This is a genomic window from Rhizobium sp. X9, assembly GCF_018873185.1.
Lineage (GTDB): Bacteria > Pseudomonadota > Alphaproteobacteria > Rhizobiales > Rhizobiaceae > Agrobacterium > Agrobacterium oryzihabitans.
In genome coordinates, this window is sequence record NZ_CP071311.1 from 262,836 (window position 1) to 286,256 (window position 23,421).

Here is a 23,421-nt window from a genome sequence, read left to right on the forward strand (position 1 = left end):
TTTCCTACAGTTGTCGCTGAATCCTCCGATTCGTACCAATGCCACATTGGAAAACACCACACTGATTCGGAGGCGGACGAATGATCGTAGTGGTTGATGAGCGCGAGCTCGTTAAAGACGGCTATACTTCTCTATTTGGGCGTGAGGGCATCCCCTCGACCGGTTTCGATCCGGTCGAATTCGGGGAATGGGTCTCGACGGCGGCGGACAGCGATCTGGCGGCCGTGGAGGCCTTCCTGATCGGCCAGGGCGACCGGAGCTTCTCCTTGCCGAAGGCGATCAGGGATCGCACGACGGCGCCGGTGATCGCGGTCAGCGACCAGCCCTCGCTGGAATCGACCTTGGCGCTGTTCGACAGCGGCGTTGACGATGTCGTGCGCAAGCCGGTTCACCCCCGTGAAATCCTGGCGCGTGCGGCGGCGATCCGTCGCCGGCTACAGGTCATTTCGAACTTCACCGATGCGGGCCAGATCAGGGTTTTCTCTGACGGTCGCGATCCCGAAGTCGGCGGCGAAGTCTTCCCCTTGCCGCGCCGCGAGCGACGCATCCTCGAATATTTGATTGCCAATCGCGGACGTCGCGTTTCCAAGGCGCAGATTTTCAATGCGATCTACGGCATCTTCGATGATGACGTCGAAGAGAACGTCGTTGAAAGCCACATCAGCAAGCTGCGCAAGAAGCTGCGCAAGAAGCTCGGCTACGATCCTGTCGATTCCAAGCGTTTCCTTGGCTACAGCATTGATTGGCAATGATCTTCATTGACCCGCGTGGTCTTTTTCAAACGCGGTATTTCAGACAGCTTCACGCAAGCCAAACGCTTTACCTTCTCCCTGAAGATGACCACGAGGGTTTTTGAATGAGTATTTTCGGCACTATGCGAACCGGTGTGTCCGGCATGAATGCGCAGGCGAACAAGCTGGGCACCGTTGGCGATAACATCGCCAATGCGAGCACCACCGGCTACAAGCGCGCATCGACGTCGTTCTCCTCGCTCGTTCTGCCCTCCTCGTCGGGCAGCTACGCTTCTGGCGGTGTGCAGTCCAACGTTCGTTACAGCATTTCGGAACAGGGCAACCTGTCCTACACCACGTCGAGCACCGACCTTGCCATTCAGGGCAACGGCTTCTTCGTGGTTCAGGACGGCGCGGGCACGCCCTATCTCACAAGAGCGGGATCCTTCCAGAAGAACTCGGAAGGATATTTGCAGAATGCGGCAGGCTTCCTGCTGATGGGTTACCCCTATGGCGCCAACCCGCCGGCAGCCGTCGTCAACGGCTTTACCGGCCTTGAAGCCATCAACATCAATGATTTCGGCCTGACGGCATCTCCTTCCACGCAGGGCAGCTTCCCGGCCAACCTTAATCGCGACGAAGCAATTGTCGCTGCGGGATCACGTCCGAGCGACAACGTCGCGACGTCGACGATTGGTGCCAAGACCTCGCTCACGGCGTTCGACAGCGGTGGCGCCAAGGTTCTCTACGACTTCTATTACACTCGGATCGATAATGATGCTTCCGGCAATCCCCAATGGGAAGTGTCGGTCTATCGTCAGGATCAGTCAACCAATGGCGGGTTCCCATACACGGCAACTGCCCCTGCCACGCTTGTGAAGGAAAGCGTCACGCTGACCTTCGACCCGGCGACAAACAAGCTCGCGACTGGATCGCCAGCGTCCATCACTATCAATGACGGCAATAGTGGCGTGGCGCAGGCGATCGAGATCGACCTGTCGCAAATGACGCAATTCTCCTCGAAGTTCACGCCTGGTACCGCTGTTCTGAACGGTAACGGCCCGAGCCAGATCAAGGACGTCGAAATCGGCAAGGATGGCCTGGTAACGGCGGTCTATCAGGATGGCGGTCGTCGCAACATCTACCAGCTGGCGCTGGCTACGGTCCCAAGCATCGACAATCTGAGCCCGCAGAACGGTAACGTCTATCTGCCGAGCAACGAGTCTGGCGTTGTCACCATCGGTTTCGCGCAGACGGGTAGCTTCGGCTACATCCAGAAGGGTGCGCTTGAAGGGTCGAACGTCGACATCGCCAGCGAACTCACCGACATGATTGAATCCCAGCGTATCTACACAGCGAATTCGAAAGTCTTCCAGACCGGTTCGGATTTGATGGACGTCCTGATCAATCTGAAGAGATAAGAATTCTCACGAGGACAGATGAATGTCGCTCACGTCAGCAATGAATACTGCGCAGTCGATTTTCAATAATACAGGTAAGCAGACGGACGTTACCTCCAAAAACATTGCCAATGTCGGCAATGCGAACTACGTCAAGCGAACCGCCATTCTCGGCACGACCATGGCAGGAGCGAGTATCGTCTCCAATGGCCGTGCCCAGAATGAAAGTCTTCTCAGGCAGACCATCTCCAGCTCCTCGCTTGCTTCCGGTCAGAGTACCGTTCTGGCCGGCCTTGAGCAGATAAAGAGCCTTTTCGGCGGTAACGATTACGAGACCTCGCCGGCCACCTATATGAAGGAACTGCTGAAAAGCCTTGACGGTTATGCCGCCAAGCCGAGCGATGCCGCTCTTGCGGCGACGGCAGTGACTGCGGCCAGCGATGTTGCCAATTCCCTGAATACAGCATCTGCCGAACTGCAGGCCATGCGGCTTCGTGCCGACAAGGACATCTCCCTTCAGGTCGACAAGCTGAACGGTCTTCTTGCAAAATTCGAGGAAGCCAATAACGAGGTGAAGGCGCAGACCGCCATCGGTGGTGATCCGAGCGATGCTCTCGATCAGCGCGAGACCTTGCTGAAGGACATCTCTGCCATCATCGGCATCAATGTCGTCAACCGCGAAAACAACGATGTGGCGCTCTATACGACGGAAGGCGCGACACTGTTTGAGGTCGTGCCGCGCAAGGTGACCTTCAACGCGCAGCCCGGCTACGATGCGACCACCACCGGCAACGCGATTTATGTCGACGGCGTGGCCCTCAAGGCAGGCAGCGGCAGCAACACGACGGCGGCGGGTTCGCTTCAGGGTCTGATGCAAATTCGCGACGACTTGGCGCCAACCATGCAGAGCCAGCTCGATGAAATCGCGCGCGGCCTGATCACTATGTTCGCGGAAAAGCCGGCGGATGCGACAAGCGGCCTGCCTGACATGCCCGGTCTCTTCACGTACGGCTCGCCTGCGGCAACCACCATTCCGGCGGCTGGTGTTGTCTCGCCCGGGCTCGCCGCGAGCATTACCGTCAACCCGGCGTTAATTATTTCCAAAGGTGGCAACCCGGAATTGTTGCGTGACGGGGGCATCAACGGTACCGATTATGTGATCAATACTACAGCGACGGGCGGAACTGGCTTTTCCGCTTTGATACGCAGCTATGTGACCGCATTTGACGCGCCCATGAGCTTTGCCGCGTCGACACGTATCGATACGAATACCAGCATCCTGAAATACGGCACCAACTCCATGGGTTGGCTCGAACAGGAACGCTCCGGTGCAACGTCGGCAAACGAGGCGAAGAGCGCGCTCTATGAGCGCTCCGCCACCTCCTATTCCAACAACACCGCCGTCAGCCTGGATGAGGAGCTTTCGCTGCTCATGGATATCGAGCAATCCTACAAGGCGGCGACGAAGCTCGTGACCACCATCGATGAAATGCTCAAGTCGCTGATGGATATGGTGAGGTAACAGATGAAAACGTCCTTCATTTCATCGCTGGCGATGCAGAACAGCATGCGCAGCACCATCCTCAAGGCCCAGCTGGAGATGACCAATCTCAACACTGAGCTGACGACCGGCAAGCATGCCGATATCGGTGCCACGCTCGGTGCCAACACGGCCCGCAGTCTCGATCTCAATCGCGATATCGATCGTATTACCTCTCTGGTCAGCGTCAATTCCATCGCTACCCAGCGCCTCAAATCGTCACAGACGGCGCTTGACGGCATGGCCAAGGCTGCGCAGGAAATCCAGAAGGTTCTCGTTCCCAATACCAGCAGCGAAGCGCCGACACTGACGACGGTCGCCAAAACCATCTCGAACGCCTTCAACAACTTCACCAGCTTCGCCAATACGGCGGTCAATGGCGAGTTTTTGTTCTCCGGCATCAATACGGATGTGAAGCCGGTCGATGACTACTTTGCCGAAGGGTCGACACTGAAGGCAGCCTATGAGGTGGAGCTGAACGCGTTCATGGCGGCGCAGACGCCGCCGGTTGGCAATGTCGAGAGCTTGTCGAAAGATCAGGCTACGGCATTCATGAGCCACATCGAAGGTGTATTCAACGGCACCACGACCGTGACGAACCCGCCACATGCCGATCTGACGGCCGGCCAGAACTACGATTTCTGGACGACCTATGGTTCCAAGGCGAGCGACACGAACATGACGAGCCGCATCAGCCAGAATGAAGTGGTCGAGACATCGACCAACAGCAATTCCCAGGGCATGCGTTATTTTGCAATGACGGCCATGACTGCGATGACATTCCTTGACGAAAAGGTCAGCAGCGATGTCCGCGAAATGGTGGCGACCAAGTCTGTGACCAATATCGGCACTGCGATTAGTGGTTTGAACCAGCAGCAGAGCCAGCTCGGCCTCTCTGAAAGCCGTGTGTCGAAAGCCAACGATTCACTGGCGGCGCAGAAGAAGATCATCGAAACGCATCTGCTGGATATCGAGGGGATCGACACTTACGAGGCGAAGACCCGCCTTGATCTGCTGCAGCAGCAGATTGAAATCGCATACAGTCTCACGTCGCGTCTGCAAAAAATGAGTCTGGTTAACTACCTCTGATGAACAGGGGTGGCGGCAGATAAAGGATACATGAATGTACCAGTTTTCCTACGCCGAAATCATGGAGGATGGTGTCGCCAACGCGAAGGATCGCGAGCGGCAGGCGTTGACAAAATCGATCGAACTTCTGGTGGAGGCAAAGGATTCTTCTTCGCAGCGCCATACGATCGAAGCGCTTTTTTACACTCGAAGGGTCTGGATCCGCTTCATTGAGGACCTCAAGCAACCCGATAACCAGCTGGCCATGGAACTCAGAGCCAATCTGATCTCGATCGCGATCTGGATATTGAAAGAGTGCGAACTGATCCGGAAACGTCAGTCGACGAATTTCCAGGGCATTATTGACGTGACAACCATCATCAGGGATGGACTGAAATGAAAAGTACACTTCGAATTTCGCTGAAATCGGGCGAAAAGATTTTCATCAACGGGGCGGTTTTGCGTGTGGATCGCAAGGTGGCGCTCGAATTCCTGAACGATGTCACGTTCTTGCTCGAAAACCACGTTCTGCAGCCGGAACAGGCGACCACGCCGCTGAGGCAGCTCTATTTCATCGCGCAGATGATCCTCATCAATCCGGAAGGGCGCGAACAGTCGACGAACATGTTCCGCAAGTCCGTAAGCATGTTGCTGAATTGCTTCCAGCACGATGAGGTCCTGGCAGAACTCAAGCGGATCGACGGGCTGGTTGCTTCTGGCAAGGCTTTCGAGGCGCTGAAGGCCATTCGCGGGCTCTATCCGCTCGAGGAAAAGATCCTCAACAATCAGGAAATGACCCCTGCAACCATCGAACACATTCGCAAGGAGATAGCACCATGGCGGTAGATGCAGTCAGTTCGGCAGCGTCAAATCCCTGGGCCAATGCAGGGGCGAGCAGCACCGACGGAAACGCGGCATCGCTCAACTACGACAGCTTCCTGAAGCTCCTCATCGCCCAGATGAAGAACCAGGATCCGACCAGCCCGATGGATGCAGGCCAGCAGATGTCGCAGCTGGCAAGCTTCTCGCAGGTCGAGCAGACGATCAAGACCAACAGCCATTTGAAGAGCATGCTGCAGGCCGAAGCGCTGACGCGCGCTTCCGATCTGGTCGGCAAGACGGTCAAGAGCGCCGACGACAAGGTCACCGGTGTAGTGAAGGAAGTCGAAGTCTATTCGGATGGCATTGTCGCCATCACCGAAGCTGGTGACAAAGTGCTGCTGCAGGCTGGTGTGACCTTCTCGAACGGCCCGATCGCGACTACACCTGATAGCGATGGCGATTCGGATAAGTCAGCCGGTTCGTGATATAAAAGGGCGGTATGATGCCGCCCTTCTGAATAAAGGATGCGACGATGAACGAGGCCGATGCGCTTGATATCATGCAGGCTGCAGTCTGGACGGTTCTCGTCGCGGCCGGTCCGGCCGTTCTGGCCGCCATGATCGTCGGCGTCGTCATCGCCTTCATCCAGGCCCTGACCCAGGTTCAGGAAATGACGCTGACCTTCGTTCCCAAGATCGTCACGATCATGCTCGTTCTCGGCGTCGCCGCCCCTTTTGTGGGCGCGCAGATCGCCCTTTTTTCCAATCTCGTCTTCTCGCGCATCCAGTCCGGTTTCTGACCGCTACCCGCGTCACATGCCATCCTCGCGCAAGCTTCGGTAGCTAGTGATAGGCTGAAGCATCGGACCGAAATGCGTGGAAATCCTCGGAGCCCGGTGCAGCGAACCGTGCGGCGGCTTTTCCGTCGCCCTTCTCATGAAGAGACAGGACGATTTTTATGGCGCAACCACCAGTCATCTCCTTGCCCAAAGTAACGCCGAGCATGCGCGATGTCGGTTTCGCATTGGGTATCGTGGCGATCCTTTGCGTTCTGTTCCTGCCCATTCCGGTCATTCTGGTGGATATCGGGCTTGCGTTTTCGATCGCGCTCTCGGTCCTCATCCTCATGGTGGCGCTCTGGATCCAGCGTCCACTGGATTTCTCGTCTTTCCCGACCGTGCTGCTGATCGCAACCATGATCCGCCTGTCGCTGAACATCGCGACGACGCGCGTCATCCTATCGCATGGCAACGAGGGCCCGACGGCTGCGGGCGGCGTGATCGCCGGTTTCTCCAGCCTCGTCATGTCCGGCGACTTCGTGATCGGTCTGATCGTCTTCATGATCCTGATCACCGTCAACTTCATCGTCATCACCAAGGGTGCGACGCGTATCGCTGAAGTTGGCGCGCGTTTCACACTGGACGCCATCCCCGGCAAGCAGATGTCGATCGATGCGGATCTGTCCGCCGGCATCATCGATGAAAAGGAAGCCCAGCGCCGCCGCCGCGAACTGGAAGAAGAAAGCTCCTTCTTCGGTTCGATGGACGGTGCCTCCAAATTCGTGCGTGGCGATGCGATCGCCGGTCTGATCATCACCGCGATCAATGTTTTCGGCGGCATCATCATTGGTTATTTCCGCCACGGCATGCCGATCGGCGAGGCTGCCGATGTTTTCGTCAAGCTTTCGGTCGGCGACGGTATCGTCTCGCAGATCCCGGCCCTCATCGTGTCTCTGGCGGCAGGCCTTCTGGTGTCGCGCGGCGGCACCGCCGGCTCAACCGATCAGGCGGTCGTCAACCAGCTGAGCGGATACCCGCGAGCGCTGATGGTTTCGGCCATGCTGATGGGCCTGCTGGCAATTATCCCGGGTCTGCCCTTCCTGCCATTCATCATGCTGGGCGGCATCATGGCCTTCGGCAGCTGGTATATTCCGCGCCAGGCGGAGGCAGAGAGCGCGCTCCTCCGTCAGGAAGAGGCGGATAAGGTTCTCCAGACCACCGAAGCGGAAAAGGATTCGGTCAAGCAGGTCCTCAAGACATCCGAAATCGAACTGGCCCTCGGCAAGCAGGTTTCGACCCGCCTTCTCGGCGCGCATCAGGAGCTGGCTTTCCGTGTCGGCAAGATGCGCAAGAAATTCGCAAGCCAATACGGCTTCGTCGTGCCGGAAATCAAAGTCTCCGACGACATCATGATACCGGAGAAAGCCTACCAGATCCGCGTGCATGGCACGACCATCGCTTCGAGCAACCTGCGTGTCGGCGATGTTCTGGTGGTCACCGGGGCAGGGCGCAAGCCAAGCATTCCGGGCGATGAAATCCGCGAGCCCGCCTTCGGCATGCCGGCCGTCTCCATTCTCGAGACCTTCACCGAGGATTTGAAGCGGGAAGGCTTCCACCCGATCGACAATGTTTCGGTGGTGCTGACGCATCTGAGCGAGGTCATCCGCAACAATCTTCCGCAATTGCTGTCCTACAAGGACGTCAAGATCCTCATCGACAGGCTGGATCCGGAGTACAAGAAGCTGGCCGATGAAATCTGCTCGTCGCATATGTCCTATTCCGGCCTGCAGGCCGTTCTGAAGCTGCTGCTCGCTGAGCGAGTGTCGATCCGCAACCTGCATCTCATTCTGGAAGCGGTTGCCGAGCTTGCCCCGCATGTGCGCAAGACCGAGCAGATCGTCGAGCATGTGCGCGTGCGCATGTCGCAGCAGCTCTGCGGCGATCTTGCCGATAACGGCGTGCTGCGCGTTCTTCGCCTCGGCAACAAATGGGACATGGTCTTCCATCAGGCGCTCAAGCGCGACCAGAAGGGCGAAATCGTCGAATTCGACATCGATCCCCGCCATCTTGAGGAGTTCTCCGAGGAGGCGTCGAAAGTTATCCGTGAATTCATGGACCGCGGACTGCCCTTTGTTCTTGTAACCTCGCCGGAAACACGGTCCTATGTGCGCATGATTATCGAGCGACTCTTTGCGACCCTGCCGGTTCTTTCGCATGTGGAACTTGCCAAGGGGCTGGAGATCAAGATTCTGGGCGCCATTTCATGATAACCGACCCGCAAGGGACAATTATCGCATTGTTCCTTGCCATCTGCCGCATCGGCGCCTGTTTCATGACGATGCCGGGCTTTTCCAGTTCGCGCATTTCGCCGCAGATACGCATGTTGCTGTGTGTCGCGGTGTCCATGGCGCTTCTGCCGGTGCTTTGGGACACGATCTATCCGAAAGTTTCCGGCTCAAGCCAGGGCACCGTCGTCGGCCTCATCTTCACGGAAATCCTCATCGGCGCCATGTACGGCCTGATCGCGCGGTTTTATACGCTCGGCTTCCAGTTCACAGGCGCGCTCATCGGCGCGTCCATCGGACTTAGTGCCCCGGGCGGCGCGGATGTCATCGAAGACGTGCAGGAAAACCAGATATCGAACTTCATCACCTTCGGCGGTCTTCTGGTGTTGTTCATGCTGGATTTCCATCACATCGTCCTGAAGGCTCTGGTCGATTCCTACACTGCAACGCCGGTGGGTGCGCTCATCAGCGGCCAGAAGATGCTGATTACGCTCACCGACACGCTGCGGGCGACCTTCTCGATCATGCTGCGGCTTGCCAGCCCCTTTGTGATCTACGGCCTGATGTTCAACGTGGCGGTCGGTCTCATCAACAAGCTGGCGCCGCAGATACCGGTCTTTTTCATCTCGACACCCTTCGTTCTGGCGGGCGGCCTTTTCATGCTCTATTTGTCGATTGCGGCCCTCATCCGCCAGTTCGTGGATGGTTTCGGCCCGGTCTTCATCGGCTTCTGATCTGGAGATCACTTCATGGCCTCGGACAAGCGGTCGGCAAAACTCAAGCGTCTGGTAACGGTCCAGCGGCACATGGAAAAAATGGCCGAGGTGGAACTGGCAGACACCACCCGCGTGCGCACCGAGGTCAGCCAGTCCATGGACAATGTGCTGGAAGCGATGAGTTCGATGGAACCGCTGCATCAGATGTTTTCCAAGCATTATTCGGATCGTTACGGCCGCCTCGTCGTCAAGGATCGCCAGCTTGCCGGCGTGCAGCAATTGCAGGAAAACAAGGTCCTCAAGGAAAAGACCAAGGCCGACCGGCTCGAGGATAGGATGCATCTCGCCCGCGATCTGGAAGATCGCGAGGCCGACGACAATGCAATCTATGATCTACTTGAAATGACGAACGCATCCCGGACACCAGCCTCCAGCAAGGTTGGCGATTCATAATCTGTCCCATTGTTGCATCGCAGGCGTTTCGAAAGAGGTCTCCGGCGATGTTTCTTGATTGAGTAAACGTGCAGGCTGCTCGCCGCGCGTTTATCAGCTCGGGAGATCGGGACGTGGCGATATCGATTATAAGCGATCTGGTGATGGATGTTGTTCGCGCTGCGGACCCCCAGGAAGTGCAGGTCGCCCAGGAAAAACTGAAGGCGAACAAGGCGGCTTTCGCGGCAACGAGCCTTGCCGATGCGGGCAAGGGCTTTGGCGCCGCCGTCGATATGCTGGATGGCGCCTCCTCGAAGGCGGGCCTTGGTGACACCAACATCCGCTCGGCTCGCACTGAAATTCCGGAAACATACCGCAAATACGAGGCTTCTGTCCTCCAGACCTTTGTTGCCAACATGCTGCCGAAAGACAGCGAAGAGGTTTATGGCAAAGGCAATGCCGGTGAGATCTGGAAAAGCATGATGGCGGAACAGTTCGCCGACACGATTTCCAGAAATGGCGGCGTCGGCATTGCGGAACAGGCCTACAAGGATGCGTTGCGGAAAGCCGAAAGCAAGGGGATTACCGACGTATCCATGAATGAAAAAGACCACAATGCTGCAATTCGGATGGTGGCGGAGTTCGAGCGGCAGGTCCTCGGCGTTTCCAATGAGAAAACGGACGAGGCTTGAAAATGAAAAATCGTAACGAGGAGACAAGCATGGACCTTATGTCGAACGACCACCGCATCAAATCCGTTCTCGGCCGTCTTGAAATGATCATCGACAATGAGAACGATAATATCGGTAAGGACCCCCAGTTCGATTTCAAGGTCTCCAATGCCCATAAAAGCCGTTGCCTTTATGAACTGACCATGCTCTTCCGCGATACGCCCCACGAGGAAATCGCTGCGGGACATCTCGATCAGGTACAGGGCATCAAGTCCAAGCTCGCAACCAATGCCAGCCGCGTCGAGGCGCATCTGAATGCGGTTCGTGCTGTTGCGGACCTGCTCAAGAACGCGATCCAGGAAGCCGATACGGACGGCACCTATTCGCAGGAACAGTTCATGTATGGTGCCGCCTCCTGATGTTGAAGCTTCTTCTCACCGGCGTCTGGGTTTGCGCCGTCACGCTCGGCGCGGTGTATTTCTCCGTCCAGATGGCGACAGCACCCGCGCCGGGGGATGAGGCGGGGGCCAAGAAGGCCAACCTGCAACTGGTCAAGGGTGAAAGCATCACCATTCCCGTCATCAACGATGGTGGCGTGAACGGTTATTTCCTCAGCCGCATTTCCCTGCGTGTCGACAAGGAAAAGATGGCGAAGATCGAACTGCCGGCCACGCAATTGATGACCGATGAGTTGTTCACGCTTCTGGCGGGTTCATCCATGGTCAACATCGCCAATATTTCCACCTTCGATCCCGAGGCCTTCAAGCAGCGCATTCGTGAAGGGCTGAACAAGAAGCTCAACGACGAGGTGGTCGAAGATGTGTTGATCGAACAGCTCGATTATCTGTCGAAGGCCGACATTCGCGAGCAGAACGGCAATGGCACGCCGCGTTCGGTCAAGCTCGTTGAAGGTGAGAAGTCCGAGGCGGGAAAAGAAGCCGCCGCCGCGCCGAGCCATTGATGCTGCGGGCACGTATCCCGTGCCCTCAATCATGATAGCGGGCCCCCCGGGGTCTGGTTAATCGTCTCTTACCATTTCGCGTAACATTCGAGAGGTTGCTTTCAAGGTAACTTCAACCTGCACCTGTATAAACAGATCCATGAGCCGCGATCCCGCAAACCTTGCGAAGGATCGGAGGCAACGGGTTTGGCAATCGGGGGTTGGCAATGAATTTCGCGGCAGGTTTTGCGCAGCCGGGATCGCAACGGAATATCCACGGACTGCGCGTTTGTGATCTCGACTGGAATGGGGCGCTGGAACTGGTCAGCGGCAGGGCTTCGGCCTGCGACGGGCACACGATGCTCTCCTTTCTCACCATCGAGAAGGCGAAGTTTTCTTCCAGAGACATTGCTTACCGGCAGATCCTGGAAAGCTGCCTGCTTCTGCCGCAGGGCAAGGCGATGCATAACGCCGCTCGCGCGGAAGACGGCAAGCCTCTGCCCGTCGTCATCGATGGGGTGGCGTTCACCATGGCGCTTCTGACCTATATGGCGGTACCGAAACGGATCGGCGTTGCCGGCGACGATGCGGCGCAGGTCGGAGAGGTTCTGGCCAAGCTGCGCGCGCACGCGCCATGGCACGATTTCGTGATGCTGAACCGGGATATGTCAGGCGTAAAGGTGGATGTCCTGCTGGCCGGCATGCTTAGGGAAGATCAGGAGAGTTGGCTGCACCACACTGTCAGCCGTGACGATGCGCGCGTCGCCATCGCAGTCGGTCCCCTGTTCAAGGTTCTGTCATCCGAAGTGGCCGGCATGCCGGAAATCTTCCGCAAGCTGCATATGAGCTGGCTTTACAGCCTGTGCGCCGAACCGTGGCACATCGCGCTCGGCAAGGGGTGACAGGTCCGGCAAGGTCGGCGTTAACCATTTGTTTGCCACGATCCTTTAACCTCTCGTAAGGTTTTGACAGTCGCCCGTTGCGGGCGGCGCCGAGCGTGGCAGACGGCTTCAGATGGTTGATCACAATCCGGATATGATGGCGACCCGCCCTTACGAGGATGATGTCGCCGTGCCCGCGTCGCAATGGCGCAAACATTGTCTGCGGCTTCTGACCGCCGGTTGCGTGGCCGCCGCCACCGTGGCGGGTGCAGCGCTTCCGCTCATGCTCATTGATTCCGGTTTTCGCGGTTATGTTTCTCAAGCGCATGTCGAGGTGACCCAGAGCAGCTATGATGCGCCGGATTCGGCCCGCTTCCTTGCCATGGCCCGCCGCACTCTGCTCTCACCCTCCGGACTGGACCGGGTCACCGCCGACCTCAAGCTCAAGCCTGCCGATATGGTTGGCGTTCGCAATCAGGGCGAGCTTGGCCTGCTTCTCGACCTTCTGACGGGGGCGGACGCACGGCCGCTTTCGCCGCGAGAAGCGCTCAATGGCGCGGTCGGTGAGGCGATCCGGCTGGAACTGACACCGGATGAAAATACGCTGATCGTGACCGCCAAGGCCGCATCGCCGGAAGCCGCGATGCGGCTGACCGACTATCTCTCGATGCGGATCATGGCGGATGGCAAGGCAGGCACTATGACGCCCACCATGCGTGAGACGGAGAGGGCGCGGACCCGACTGGACGAGGCGGAAGCGGCGGTGAACGGCTTCCAGATACGCCACGGCGACGCCGTCCTGTCGGAAGTGCAGCAGCTTGAGCAGCAATTGCGCGACGTCAATAATAGTCTTGCGGCGGCGACGCAGCAGCAACAGTCGCTCCAAGTGGATCTGGCGGCAGCTTCCACCCTCAAGCCGAATGACCTGTGGTCGAAGCCGTTGCCGACAGGGATAGCTTTTTCCGCGCTTGAAGATATCAGGCAAAGACATGCCAGTGCCAGCATGGCGCTTGCCGGCGTCTCGGTCAATTACGGGCCGAAACATCCGCGTCGCATTGCCGCCCAGAATGGGGTAGATGCCGTTGAGGCGCTGGCCGCCCCGGCGCTCCGCCAGCTGGTCGACGGTTTGCGGACAGATGAAAAACGCGTCGCCCAGGAAATCGCAACAGCGACTGGCGAACGTACCAAATATCTCGACCGCCTGAACGGCCTCGGCATCGCTCCCGGCGAACTGTCCAGATTGCAGGGTGAGCTGGAAACGGCGAGAAATGCCTATCTGGAAGCGAGCGAGCGCCGCGATCTCGCATCATCAACCACACCCGCCATTGAAACCCGTCTTGCGAAGAAGGCCGGACCGGGCGAGTTGTCGCGCGATCTGACGCAAGCTGCGATGATGGCGGGCGGCGGCGCCTTGATCGGCCTGCTGGGCAGCCTTTATCTCCTGAGCTACCGTCGTCACGACGATGAAGAAGAAGTCGCACCGATCCTTGAAAATGATGAGCGGCTTCCGCTCTCCGCGGAAGCGACCGAGGAATTTCCGCAGGAGCAATCCCCCCAATTCTCCGAATTCGAGCCGATCGAGCCAGATGTGTTCCACGACCTCGAAGAGCTCGCCGCAGATGGTGATTTCGAGCCGGAGGACGCCTTTGCCGATTATTACCTAGAGGCGGCGAATGACACCGATGATATCCCGCTGGATGAGCGCGTACGGCAGGTGCTGATGGGCAACCGCACCTTCAGAACCGCCGATCAGGCGCCGCCTGAGCTTCCGTCCCTGTTGCACGAAGCCCTTGCCGGACACTTCGATCACGAGCAGGCCGAAGCCGAGGAATTGGCGGAATTGAGACGCGAGTTGGCGCTCTTGAGGGAGCGTCTCGCCGATTACGCCGACCATGGCGATGACTACCGCAAAACTGCCTGACGACGCTGCATTTTTGCTTGCATTCCTGCAAAGTCGGCACCATACGGGGCCAACGTAATCCAGCAGGAGCAGAACGCATGGCAGTTGTGATTGACGGGAAGGCGAAGGCGGCTTCGGTCGTCGAGGAAGTCCGCAAATCGGCAGAAGCGCTTGAGGCGGAAAAGGGCGTGAAGCCCGGTCTCGCGGTTGTCATCGTCGGCAATGATCCGGCCAGCCACGCCTACGTGAACTCCAAAAGCAAGATGGCCAAGCAGTGCGGTTTCAACTCCGTTCAACACACGTTGCCGGAAGAAACGACGCAGGATGCGCTCCTCAAGCTGGTCGGCGAATTGAACGCCGATGCCTCCATCCACGGCATTCTGGTACAGCTTCCTTTGCCGAAACACTTCAATTCCGATGAGATCATCCAGTCGATCCTGCCTGAGAAGGATGTGGATGGCCTCAGTGTTCTGAACGCGGGCAAGCTGGCGACCGGCGACCTCGCCACCGGCCTCATTTCCTGCACGCCGGCTGGCGCCATGCTCTTGGTGCGCGGCATTCATGGGGACGATCTTTCCGGCCTCAATGCCGTGGTCATCGGCCGCTCCAACCTGTTCGGCAAGCCGATGGGCCAGCTTCTCCTCAATGCCAATGCCACGGTGACGATGGCGCATTCGCGCACGAAGGATCTCGCCACCGTCTGCAAGACCGCCGATATTCTCGTGGCGGCGGTCGGTCGCGCGGCGATGGTGAAGGGCGATTGGGTGAAATCCGGCGCGACTGTCATCGATGTCGGCATCAACCGCATTCCGGCTCCGGAAAAGGGTGAAGGCAAGTCGAAGCTGGTCGGCGATGTCGCCTTCGACGAGGCAAGTGCCGTGGCCGCCGCCATCACACCCGTGCCGGGCGGTGTCGGCCCGATGACGATCGCCATGCTGATGGCCAACACCGTCATCGCCGCCCATCGTGCGCTGGGTCTGACCGCGCCGAAGTTCTAGAGCGCTTCCAAGGATTTTGTTTCAGCGTATCCGACATAAAGATCAGGGGCGGTGCGTCGGTAGAGAATCTTATTTTTCTGATGCGCGCTCCTCCTCATTCCTGTGCTTGTCACAGGAATCCAGCCAGCCCAAGTCCTTGGGCTGAAAGGACTCTCTTCGCCGCGCAGACGCGCGTCGGCTGGATTCCTGTGACAAGCACAGGAATGAGGGGGTGGGGGGTGCGCCTGTGCGAGACGTCCTGTGTTGCGCATTGATTGTGTTCTATTTCAACCGCACACTCCAAATAGATTGAGACGGGCCAGCTACGCTTTCGGAGCAGGCCCCGTCGAAGCGCGCACCACAAGTTCCGCCTTCCAGAGCTCCTGATGGGGTTCCGTCTGGTTGAACTTGATCCGGTTGATCAGGCGCTGGCCCACGCGCACGCCCGCCGCCCTGAGTGACGAGCGGGTGGTGGTCAGCGGTACGGAAAAATTGTCCGGCTTCAAAAGCGGCAGCACGTCGTCATGGGCGATCAGCGAGATATCCTTGCCGGGTTTTAAGCCCCGCTGGTTGAGCGAGCGGATCGCGCCGAGCGCAAGCGCGGTACTGGCGCAGAGAATGGCGGTCGGCTTTTCCGGCCGGGACAGCAGCGCTTCCATGCCGAGATAGCCTTCCTCATCGGTCATGCTGCTGTGTCTCTTGTCGTTCGCATGCAATGTCAGGCCATTTGCCGAAAGCGCCTTTTCCACCCCGAGACAGCGTCGGTAGGTGAAATCATAACCCTCCGGGCCATTCAGTAACCCGATCCGCGTATGGCCAAGCTGGAGGAGAAGCTGGGTCGCATCACGGAAGGCGCCTTCATTGTCCACGTCGAGATAGGGATAATCCTCCTCCACGCCGATGGAGCGGCCATGGACGAGGAAGGGCAGGGAGAGCGATTGCAGCATGGCGATGCGGGGATCGTTCTTCTTCATATAAGCGAGATAGATGCCATCGACGCTGCCGCTTGCGGCGAGCCCCCGCAGCGCTTCCCGTTCCTTCTCCGGCTCCGTCGGCATGATGACCAGATGAAAGCCACTGCGTGACGCTTCCTCCCCGAGACCGCTCAGGAATTCGCCGAAATGCACATCGGAACGGTGGTGCTCGCCAATCGGCATGACAAGCCCGATGGAGCCGACCTTGCCCGTCGCCAGCCGCTGCGCTGCGGCATTGGGGCGATAACCCGTCTTTTCGGCAGCCTCCATGACACGGCGGCGCGTTTCGGCGCTGACCTCGGGATAGCCGTTGAGCGCCCTGCTGATGGTCGTCTGCGAAATCCCCAGCAGTTGCGACAACTGTTTCAGGTTCATGTCTCTCATTTCCTCCATGCGTGCGCTCTGGAAACGGTAAAACCTCTCCCCAGGCTTCCAAAGCGCTTTAGATTTTTACCAGCCTCCGCCGCTTTTCTCAATCGAAAACGATAGCCGCCTTTCTAAATAAATATGATTATTCACGAGGCGCTGCAACGTTTCCGCAGAAAGAGCCTCTTGACTCCTTCTTGATGACAATGAGATGAATAGGCAGCCAAAGCGCTTTGATTGAACGAGGACGCTTTGAGCCTTTTATGTGATGGGAGGTAAATCACATGCAGAAGACTCTTTTGGCGACGGCTGCTGCAATAGCGCTGCTGTCCGGTGCGGCCTCTGCCGCTGACCTGAAATTCGCGCCCGGTGAGGACGCCAAATTCAACTGGAAAAGCTACGAGGACTTCAAGGCGGCCCATGCCGATCTGAAAGGCCAGACGCTGACGATTTTCGGCCCGTGGCGCGGTGAGGATGAGGCGCTGTTCCAGTCGGTGCTTGCCTATTTCGCCGATGCGACCGGCGTGAATGTCCGTTATTCCTCGTCGGAAAATTACGAGCAGCAGATCGTCATCGATACGCAGGCGGGCTCGCCGCCCAATATCGCCATTCTGCCGCAGCCAGGCCTTCTGGCCGATCTCGCGGCAAAGGGTTTTCTGGTTCCGCTCGGCGATGACACGGCCAAATGGGTCGAGGAAAATTACGGCGCGGGCAAATCCTGGGTCGATCTCGGCAGCTACAAGGGCAAGGATGGCAACAAGGCCTATTTCGCGTTTCCCTTCAAGGCGGACGTGAAGTCACTTGTCTGGTACGTGCCCGAGAACTTCGAGGAAGCGGGCTACAAGGTGCCCGAGACCATGGAAGACCTGTTCAAGCTGACGGACCAGATCGTCGCCGATGGCGGCACCCCCTGGTGCATCGGTCTCGGCTCCGGCGGCGCCACCGGCTGGCCGGCGACCGACTGGGTGGAAGACCTGATGCTGCGCACGCAGCCGCTCGACGTCTACCAGAAATGGACGACGAACGAGGTCAAGTTTACCGATCCGGCCGTGGTCGAGGCGATCAACGAATTTGGTAAATTTGCCAAGAACGAAAAATATGTCAGCGGCGGCGTCGCGGCCGTGGCCTCCACCGACTTCCGCGACAGCCCCAAGGGCCTCTTCGACATTCCGCCGAAGTGCTACCTGCATCATCAGGCGTCGTTCATTCCGTCCTTCTTCCCGGAAGGCACCAAAGTGGGTACGGATGCGGATTTCTTCTACATGCCGACTTACGCGTCCAAGCCTGACCTCGGCAAGCCGGTTCTCGGCGCCGGCACGCTGGTCACCATCACCAAGGAAGCGCCGGCCGCCAAGGCTTTCGTCGAATTTCTGCAGACCCCGATCGCCCATGAGGTCTGGATGGCGCAGTCCAGCTTCCTCACGCCCTATAAGGGTGTGAATGTCGATGCCTATGCCAATGAGCAGATGAAGCGACAGGGTGAAATCCTGACGACCGCGACAAGCTTCGGCTTCGATGGTTCCGACCTCATGCCCGGCAAGATCGGCGCCGGCGCATTCTGGACCGGCATGATCGATTTCGTCGGCGGCAAGTCCGCCGATCAGGTCGCGAGCGATATCCAGAAGGCCTGGGACGGCCTGAAGTAACGATATCGGATCAGGCCCGGCGGTTTGCCGCCGGGCCCTTACCAACGGCGCTGCCCCGACGACCGCATAAATCAGCGCGGCGCGGAGAGGATCAAGGGAGGGAACATGGCTCAACAACTCGTTTCGGCCATCGGCGTGATGGTGGCGGGGGTCTTTGCCTGCGCTGCCTATTACTGGCTATCCGACAAGGTGCTTCAGGCGATCTTTCCCGTTCGTTCGGGAGATGTGCTGCAGGCGTCCCGCAACCTCAATCGCCGCGCCGCCGTCCGGCCCTGGCTATTCATCGGCCCGGCTTTGATCCTCCTGCTGGTCTATCTGGTCTACCCCGTCATCGCCACGCTGATCCTGTCTTTCTATGACCGGACCGGCAGCGAATTCGTCGGTCTCGCCAATTATCGCTGGGCGTTTTTCGATGCCGGTTTCCGCCAGTCGATCTTCAACAATATTCTTTGGCTCGCCGTCGTGCCGGCCGCCTGCACCTTCTTCGGCCTCGTCATCGCCGTCATGACCGACCGTATCTGGTGGGGCAACATCGCCAAATCCATCGTCTTCATGCCCATGGCGATCTCCTTTGTCGGTGCTTCCGTCATCTGGAAGTTCATCTATGAATATCGCGCCGAAGGGCAGGTGCAGATCGGCCTCTTGAACGCCATCGTCGAGTTTTTCGGCGGCAATCCGCAGGTATGGATTTCCATGCCCTTCTGGAACAACTTTTTCCTGATGATCATCCTCATCTGGATCCAGACCGGTTTTGCCATGGTCATCCTGTCCGCGGCGCTGCGGGGCATTCCCGAGGAGACCATCGAGGCTGCGGTCATCGATGGCGCCAATGGCTGGCAGATTTTCTGGAAGATCATGGTCCCGCAGATCTGGGGCACCATCGCCGTCGTCTGGACGACGATCACCATTCTCGTGCTCAAGGTTTTCGACATCGTGCTGACCATGACCAACGGACAGTGGAACACCATGGTGCTCGCCAACCTCATGTTCGACTGGATGTTCCGCGGTGGCGGTGACAGTGGCCGAAGTGCGGTCATCGCGCTCATCATCATGGCGGCCGTCACGCCGATCATGGTCTGGAACATCCGCCAGGCGAACCGCGAGATGGAGGGCCGCTGAGATGAATATTTTCAAACGCCTTCGCCGCGTCGGCCTGCCGCGCCTCATCGTCCATGCCAGCGTTCTGGTCGTCGTGCTGCTCTGGCTCCTGCCAACACTCGGCATTCTCGTCAGCTCGCTGCGCGACAAGGACCAGATCACGGTCTCCGGCTGGTGGACGGCCTTCTCCAGTTCCGAACAGACCTCGGCGGTTCGCCTCGCCGATGCTTCCGTGCAGAAGCAGGATGGCAGCCGCTACGTCATATCAGGCAATGTTTTTGAAAGCGGACAGGGCGGCAAGGTTGCAGCCTTCGGCGTTCGCGTACAGGAGCCCACGGCGTTCAAAGCCGGCGAGGCGGCCGATATCGGTGACGGCGAAACACTGCTCGTCAATACGGACGGCACCTATGAATATAGCAAGGCCGCGAGCTTTGAAGGCTCTCGCGGCAAGCGCGTCTATATCTCCGTCGCGACGCCGCCCGTCTTCACGCTCGATAATTATCGCACGGTCCTGACCTCGGAAGGCATCGGCCAGTCCTTCGTCAATTCGCTGACCGTCGCTGTGCCGGCAACCGTCATCCCGATCCTCATTGCCGCCTTCGCCGCCTATGCGCTGTCATGGATGAGCTTCTCCGGCCGCAATCTGCTGATTGCCATGGTGGTGGGCCTGATCGTCGTGCCGCTGCAGATGTCGCTCATCCCGCTTCTCAGACTCTATAATGAAATCGGCACCATCTTCGGCGTGCCGTCCAAGACCTATGCCGGCATCTGGCTCGCGCACACCGCCTTCGGCCTGCCGCTCGCCATCTATCTGCTGCGCAACTATATTTCCGGCCTGCCGAAGGAGATCATCGAAAGCGCCCGCGTCGATGGTGCGAGCGACTTCGAAATCTTCGTCAAGATCATCCTGCCGCTATCCTTCCCGGCACTCGCCTCCTTCGCCATCTTCCAGTTCCTGTGGACCTGGAACGACCTGCTCGTCGCCATGGTGTTCCTCGGCACGCAGAAGGATGAGCTGGTGCTGACCGGTGCCTTGAACGCGCTGCTCGGTTCGCGCGGCGGCAACTGGGAAATCCTCACCGCCTCGGCCTTCGTCACCATCATCGTGCCGCTTGGCGTCTTTTTCGCCCTTCAACGTTATCTCGTGCGAGGCCTGCTGGCAGGCTCCGTCAAGGGAGGCTGATTATTCCATGAACGCCCATACCAGACAGGACACTTCCATGACCGCTTCGGTGACTTCCGCTTTGACGCCCAACAAGGATTGGTGGCGCGGTGCCGTGATCTACCAGATTTATCCGCGCTCCTATCAGGACTCCAATGGCGACGGCATCGGCGACCTCAAGGGCATCACAGACCGTCTGGCGCATATCGCCAATCTGGGTGCCGACGCCATCTGGATTTCGCCCTTCTTCACCTCGCCGATGAAGGATTTCGGTTACGACGTCTCGAATTATGTCGATGTCGATCCGATGTTCGGCACGCTCGCCGATTTCGACGGCCTGATCGCTGAGGCCCACCGCCTCGGCGTTCGCGTGATGATCGACCTCGTCATGTCGCACACGTCGGACCAGCATCCGTGGTTCGTGGAAAGCCGCGCCAGCCGCGGCAATCCGAAATCGAACTGGTATGTCTGGTCGGACAGCAAGCCGGATGGCACGCCGCCCAACAACTGGCTGTCGATCTTCGGCGGTTCCGCCTGGCAGTGGGATCCGACCCGCATGCAATATTACATGCACAACTTCCTGACCTCACAGCCGGACCTCAACCTGCATAATCCGGAAGTTCAGGAAGAACTGTTGAACATCACCCGCTTCTGGCTGAAGCGCGGCGTCGATGGTTTCCGCCTCGACACCATCAACTTCTATTTCCATGACCTTGAGCTGCGCGACAACCCGGCGCTGGCGCCGGAACGCCGCAATGCCTCCACCGCGCCTGCGGTCAATCCCTATAACTTCCAGGAACATCTCTACGACAAGAACCGCCCGGAAAACATCGCCTTCCTGAAGCGCTTCCGCGCCGTGTTGGACGAATTCCCTGACATCGCCGCTGTCGGCGAAGTGGGTGACAGCCAGCGCGGTCTCGAAATCGTCGGCGAATACACCTCCGGCGATGACAAGATGCAGATGTGCTACGCCTTCGAATTCCTCGCCCCCGATGCGCTCACACCGCAGCGCGTTGCCGATGTGCAGGCGGATTTTGCGAAAGCCGCACCGGAAGGCTGGGCCTGCTGGGCCTTCTCCAACCACGATGTCGTGCGCCACGTCAGCCGCTGGGGCGAGCACGTCGAGGACAAGGACGCCTTCGCCAAGGTGCTTTCGGCGCTGCTGATGACACAGCGCGGCTCCGTCTGCATCTATGAGGGCGAGGAGCTCGGCCTCACCGAAGCGGACATCGCTTTCGAAGATTTGCAGGATCCCTACGGCATCCAGTTCTGGCCGGAATTCAAGGGCCGCGACGGTTGCCGCACGCCGATGGTGTGGGATGCCGGTCATGCGCAGGCCGGTTTCTCGACCGCCGACAAGACGTGGCTGCCGATTCCGGCAGAGCACAAGCAGCGCGCCGTCAGCGCCCAGCAGGGCAACGAGGCCTCGGTGCTTGAGCATTATCGTCGCTTCCTGAGCTTCCGCAAAAAGCACCCCGCTTTTGCCAAGGGCGGCATCGAATTCCAGCCGGTTGAGGGCGAGGTGCTGAGCTACACCCGCACGCTCGGCAACGAAACCGTGCTTTGCCTCTTCAATCTGTCCGCGACAGCTGCAAAGGCGACGCTGCCGGAAGGGAACTGGGAGGTTCTCGAAGGCCACGGCTTTGCAGGCGGTCTTGAAGGCAGAAGCGTAGAACTTCCGGCATGGGGCGCATTCTTCGCCCGTTACGCCTGATAGATGAGGGAGGAATACCCATGACAAGTCTCGTTCTCAAGGATATCCGCAAATCATACGGGCAGGTGAAGGTTCTGCACGGCATCAATCTGGAGATAGAACAGGGCGAATTCATCGTTTTCGTCGGCCCCTCAGGCTGCGGAAAATCGACGCTGCTGCGCATGATCGCCGGTCTGGAGGAAATCACCGGCGGCGAGATGTATATTGACGGCCAGCTCGTCAATGAAATCCCGCCCTCGCGGCGGGGTATTGCCATGGTGTTCCAGTCCTATGCGCTTTACCCGCATATGACCGTCTATGACAACATGGCCTTCGGCATGAAGATCGCGAAAGAGAACAAACAGGAGATCGACCGCCGCGTGCGCGCCGCCGCCGAAATCCTGCAGCTGACGCAATATCTGGAACGTCTGCCGAAGGCTCTGTCCGGCGGCCAGCGCCAGCGCGTCGCCATCGGCCGCGCCATCTGCCGCAATCCCAAGGTCTTCCTGTTCGATGAGCCCTTGTCGAACCTCGATGCCGCGTTGCGTGTCGCAACCCGCATCGAGATCGCCAAGCTCAACGAACAGATGGCCGATACGACGATGATCTACGTCACCCATGATCAGGTGGAAGCGATGACGCTGGCCGATCGTATCGTCGTTCTGAATGCCGGCCGGGTGGAACAGGTCGGCGCGCCGCTCGAACTTTACGAAAAGCCCGCCAACCTCTTTGTGGCGCGCTTCATCGGCTCGCCGGCCATGAACATCATCGCAGCGAAGATTACGGGAACCGGGGAACGGACCTCCATCGAACTTACCGGCGGCAAGGCGCTTGCCGTCAATGTTCCCACACCTGCATCCGAGCAGGGAAAGGCTGCAAGTTTCGGGGTCAGGCCTGAAGATTTGAGCATCGTCACCGGTGATGACTATCTGTTCGAAGGCAAGGTTTCGATTGTCGAGGCTCTGGGCGAAGTGACCCTGCTTTATCTCGAAGCACCAAAGGGGCAGGAGCCGATCATCGTCAAGGTGCCGGGCATTGCTTCCGTCGGCAAGGGCCAGACCCTGCGTTTTGCAGCGCCGCAGGAGAAGCTTCATCTCTTCGACGCCGACGGTAAAACCTACCGCAGATAATCGCCCGCCAGACCAGGAAAAAGCCCCGGACATTCGCTGTTCCGGGGCTTTTTAACGACCTTTTGTCACTGTGGAAAAACGCCGGAAATGTCCCGCTTCCGGTCTGTTTAAGACCGCGTTGTTAGGAATTGTTAAAGACTATGTCCTAATCTCGGAGGTGTTGATAGAGCATGGGAGTCCGGGCGTGCAGAGCAGTGCGGGTGTCATCAGG

General features: G+C 58.6%; 23 protein-coding genes. 22 read left to right on the forward strand and 1 reads right to left on the reverse strand.

The genetic code is table 11. The features are described from left to right. The first annotated feature begins 80 nt into the window (after positions 1–80). From JZY08_RS01340 to JZY08_RS01420, 17 genes are all read left to right on the forward strand, one after another. Entirely contained in the window at positions 81–752 is a 672-nt protein-coding gene (locus JZY08_RS01340; RefSeq protein ID WP_003493888.1) for a response regulator transcription factor, read from the forward strand. Positions 753–856: 104 nt separating this feature from the next. After that, positions 857–2,152 (forward strand): flagellar hook protein FlgE, encoded by a 1,296-nt coding sequence (locus tag JZY08_RS01345; protein WP_035241609.1) that lies wholly within the window; start codon positions 857–859, stop codon positions 2,150–2,152. Positions 2,153–2,174: 22 nt separating this feature from the next. Further along, positions 2,175–3,653, forward strand: coding sequence for a flagellar hook-associated protein FlgK (flgK, locus tag JZY08_RS01350; protein WP_035241612.1), 1,479 nt, complete (start codon positions 2,175–2,177; stop codon positions 3,651–3,653). A gap of 3 nt (positions 3,654–3,656) precedes the next feature. Further along, positions 3,657–4,760 carry a flagellar hook-associated family protein gene (locus tag JZY08_RS01355; protein WP_003493895.1) on the forward strand — a complete coding sequence of 368 codons (1,104 nt, stop codon included), beginning with the start codon at positions 3,657–3,659 and terminating at the stop codon, positions 4,758–4,760. A gap of 34 nt (positions 4,761–4,794) precedes the next feature. Then, positions 4,795–5,139, forward strand: a complete 345-nt coding sequence (gene flaF / locus JZY08_RS01360; protein WP_003493897.1) for a flagellar biosynthesis regulator FlaF — start codon at positions 4,795–4,797, stop codon at positions 5,137–5,139. Beyond that, positions 5,136–5,585 (forward strand): flagellar biosynthesis repressor FlbT, encoded by a 450-nt coding sequence (gene flbT, locus JZY08_RS01365; RefSeq protein ID WP_003493899.1) that lies wholly within the window; start codon positions 5,136–5,138, stop codon positions 5,583–5,585. The genes flaF and flbT overlap by 4 nt, the downstream gene beginning before the upstream one ends. Beyond that, positions 5,576–6,046, forward strand: a complete 471-nt coding sequence (gene flgD / locus JZY08_RS01370) for a flagellar hook assembly protein FlgD (RefSeq protein WP_003493901.1) — start codon at positions 5,576–5,578, stop codon at positions 6,044–6,046. The genes flbT and flgD overlap by 10 nt, the downstream gene beginning before the upstream one ends. A 47-nt stretch (positions 6,047–6,093) precedes the next feature. Then, on the forward strand, positions 6,094–6,360 hold the full coding sequence (fliQ, locus tag JZY08_RS01375; protein WP_003493903.1) for a flagellar biosynthesis protein FliQ: 267 nt from the start codon (positions 6,094–6,096) through the stop codon (positions 6,358–6,360). 158 nt (positions 6,361–6,518) lie between these two features. Beyond that, on the forward strand, positions 6,519–8,606 hold the full coding sequence (flhA, locus tag JZY08_RS01380) for a flagellar biosynthesis protein FlhA (protein ID WP_035241615.1): 2,088 nt from the start codon (positions 6,519–6,521) through the stop codon (positions 8,604–8,606). Next, the gene (gene fliR, locus JZY08_RS01385) at positions 8,603–9,358 is read left to right on the forward strand and encodes a flagellar biosynthetic protein FliR (protein ID WP_003493910.1); all 756 of its coding nucleotides are present in this window, start codon (positions 8,603–8,605) and stop codon (positions 9,356–9,358) included. The genes flhA and fliR overlap by 4 nt, the downstream gene beginning before the upstream one ends. Positions 9,359–9,373: 15 nt before the next feature. Beyond that, a complete protein-coding gene (locus JZY08_RS01390; RefSeq protein WP_082183729.1) occupies positions 9,374–9,793 on the forward strand; it encodes a hypothetical protein in 420 nt (139 codons plus the stop codon). 113 nt (positions 9,794–9,906) lie between these two features. Beyond that, complete coding sequence (locus JZY08_RS01395) at positions 9,907–10,464, forward strand: rod-binding protein (RefSeq protein WP_003493914.1); 558 nt, start codon at positions 9,907–9,909, stop codon at positions 10,462–10,464. 29 nt (positions 10,465–10,493) lie between these two features. After that, positions 10,494–10,862 (forward strand): hypothetical protein, encoded by a 369-nt coding sequence (locus JZY08_RS01400; RefSeq protein ID WP_003493916.1) that lies wholly within the window; start codon positions 10,494–10,496, stop codon positions 10,860–10,862. Continuing rightward, positions 10,862–11,404: a flagellar basal body-associated FliL family protein gene (locus JZY08_RS01405; protein ID WP_003493918.1), complete on the forward strand. Its 543-nt coding sequence runs from the start codon at positions 10,862–10,864 to the stop codon at positions 11,402–11,404. The genes JZY08_RS01400 and JZY08_RS01405 overlap by 1 nt, the downstream gene beginning before the upstream one ends. 206 nt (positions 11,405–11,610) lie before the next feature. After that, a complete protein-coding gene (locus JZY08_RS01410; protein ID WP_216330710.1) occupies positions 11,611–12,285 on the forward strand; it encodes a WecB/TagA/CpsF family glycosyltransferase in 675 nt (224 codons plus the stop codon). A gap of 112 nt (positions 12,286–12,397) precedes the next feature. Then, positions 12,398–14,185, forward strand: coding sequence for a GumC family protein (locus JZY08_RS01415; RefSeq protein WP_216330711.1), 1,788 nt, complete (start codon positions 12,398–12,400; stop codon positions 14,183–14,185). A 77-nt stretch (positions 14,186–14,262) separates the two neighbouring features. After that, the gene (locus tag JZY08_RS01420; protein WP_216330712.1) at positions 14,263–15,162 is read left to right on the forward strand and encodes a bifunctional methylenetetrahydrofolate dehydrogenase/methenyltetrahydrofolate cyclohydrolase; all 900 of its coding nucleotides are present in this window, start codon (positions 14,263–14,265) and stop codon (positions 15,160–15,162) included. Between the two features lie 302 nt (positions 15,163–15,464). On the opposite strand, the gene JZY08_RS01425 is transcribed toward JZY08_RS01420, so the two are convergent. Continuing rightward, on the reverse strand, positions 15,465–16,490 hold the full coding sequence (locus tag JZY08_RS01425) for a LacI family DNA-binding transcriptional regulator (RefSeq protein WP_216330713.1): 1,026 nt from the start codon (positions 16,488–16,490) through the stop codon (positions 15,465–15,467). Between the two features lie 275 nt (positions 16,491–16,765). On the opposite strand from JZY08_RS01425, the gene JZY08_RS01430 reads away from it, so the two are divergent. From JZY08_RS01430 to JZY08_RS01450, 5 genes are all read left to right on the forward strand, one after another. Beyond that, the gene (locus tag JZY08_RS01430) at positions 16,766–18,127 is read left to right on the forward strand and encodes an ABC transporter substrate-binding protein (RefSeq protein WP_216330714.1); all 1,362 of its coding nucleotides are present in this window, start codon (positions 16,766–16,768) and stop codon (positions 18,125–18,127) included. A 105-nt stretch (positions 18,128–18,232) separates the two neighbouring features. After that, positions 18,233–19,246 (forward strand): carbohydrate ABC transporter permease, encoded by a 1,014-nt coding sequence (locus JZY08_RS01435; RefSeq protein ID WP_216330715.1) that lies wholly within the window; start codon positions 18,233–18,235, stop codon positions 19,244–19,246. A 1-nt stretch (position 19,247) separates the two neighbouring features. Continuing rightward, on the forward strand, positions 19,248–20,408 hold the full coding sequence (locus JZY08_RS01440; protein WP_216330717.1) for a carbohydrate ABC transporter permease: 1,161 nt from the start codon (positions 19,248–19,250) through the stop codon (positions 20,406–20,408). 37 nt (positions 20,409–20,445) lie between these two features. After that, entirely contained in the window at positions 20,446–22,101 is a 1,656-nt protein-coding gene (locus JZY08_RS01445) for an alpha-glucosidase family protein (RefSeq protein WP_216330719.1), read from the forward strand. Positions 22,102–22,121: 20 nt separating this feature from the next. After that, positions 22,122–23,210: an ABC transporter ATP-binding protein gene (locus JZY08_RS01450; RefSeq protein WP_216330721.1), complete on the forward strand. Its 1,089-nt coding sequence runs from the start codon at positions 22,122–22,124 to the stop codon at positions 23,208–23,210. Positions 23,211–23,421: the final 211 nt, after the last annotated feature.

Excerpts from the sequence above, each read along its gene's own strand:
- JZY08_RS01345 (WP_035241609.1), top strand. The coding sequence starts at position 857 with ATGAGTATTTTCGGCACTATGCGAACCGGTGTGTCCGGCATGAATGCG.
- JZY08_RS01425 (WP_216330713.1), bottom strand. The coding sequence starts at position 16,490 with ATGAACCTGAAACAGTTGTCGCAACTGCTGGGGATTTCGCAGACGACC.
- JZY08_RS01400 (WP_003493916.1), top strand. The coding sequence starts at position 10,494 with ATGGACCTTATGTCGAACGACCACCGCATCAAATCCGTTCTCGGCCGT.
- JZY08_RS01450 (WP_216330721.1), top strand. The coding sequence starts at position 22,122 with ATGACAAGTCTCGTTCTCAAGGATATCCGCAAATCATACGGGCAGGTG.
- JZY08_RS01390 (WP_082183729.1), top strand. The coding sequence starts at position 9,374 with ATGGCCTCGGACAAGCGGTCGGCAAAACTCAAGCGTCTGGTAACGGTC.
- flbT (WP_003493899.1), top strand. The coding sequence starts at position 5,136 with ATGAAAAGTACACTTCGAATTTCGCTGAAATCGGGCGAAAAGATTTTC.
- JZY08_RS01405 (WP_003493918.1), top strand. The coding sequence starts at position 10,862 with ATGTTGAAGCTTCTTCTCACCGGCGTCTGGGTTTGCGCCGTCACGCTC.
- JZY08_RS01355 (WP_003493895.1), top strand. The coding sequence starts at position 3,657 with ATGAAAACGTCCTTCATTTCATCGCTGGCGATGCAGAACAGCATGCGC.
- JZY08_RS01340 (WP_003493888.1), top strand. The coding sequence starts at position 81 with ATGATCGTAGTGGTTGATGAGCGCGAGCTCGTTAAAGACGGCTATACT.
- JZY08_RS01410 (WP_216330710.1), top strand. The coding sequence starts at position 11,611 with ATGAATTTCGCGGCAGGTTTTGCGCAGCCGGGATCGCAACGGAATATC.
- JZY08_RS01420 (WP_216330712.1), top strand. The coding sequence starts at position 14,263 with ATGGCAGTTGTGATTGACGGGAAGGCGAAGGCGGCTTCGGTCGTCGAG.
- flgD (WP_003493901.1), top strand. The coding sequence starts at position 5,576 with ATGGCGGTAGATGCAGTCAGTTCGGCAGCGTCAAATCCCTGGGCCAAT.
- flgK (WP_035241612.1), top strand. The coding sequence starts at position 2,175 with ATGTCGCTCACGTCAGCAATGAATACTGCGCAGTCGATTTTCAATAAT.
- JZY08_RS01435 (WP_216330715.1), top strand. The coding sequence starts at position 18,233 with ATGGCTCAACAACTCGTTTCGGCCATCGGCGTGATGGTGGCGGGGGTC.
- JZY08_RS01445 (WP_216330719.1), top strand. The coding sequence starts at position 20,446 with ATGACCGCTTCGGTGACTTCCGCTTTGACGCCCAACAAGGATTGGTGG.
- fliQ (WP_003493903.1), top strand. The coding sequence starts at position 6,094 with ATGAACGAGGCCGATGCGCTTGATATCATGCAGGCTGCAGTCTGGACG.
- flhA (WP_035241615.1), top strand. The coding sequence starts at position 6,519 with ATGGCGCAACCACCAGTCATCTCCTTGCCCAAAGTAACGCCGAGCATG.
- fliR (WP_003493910.1), top strand. The coding sequence starts at position 8,603 with ATGATAACCGACCCGCAAGGGACAATTATCGCATTGTTCCTTGCCATC.
- JZY08_RS01430 (WP_216330714.1), top strand. The coding sequence starts at position 16,766 with ATGCAGAAGACTCTTTTGGCGACGGCTGCTGCAATAGCGCTGCTGTCC.
- flaF (WP_003493897.1), top strand. The coding sequence starts at position 4,795 with ATGTACCAGTTTTCCTACGCCGAAATCATGGAGGATGGTGTCGCCAAC.
- JZY08_RS01440 (WP_216330717.1), top strand. The coding sequence starts at position 19,248 with ATGAATATTTTCAAACGCCTTCGCCGCGTCGGCCTGCCGCGCCTCATC.
- JZY08_RS01415 (WP_216330711.1), top strand. The coding sequence starts at position 12,398 with ATGGTTGATCACAATCCGGATATGATGGCGACCCGCCCTTACGAGGAT.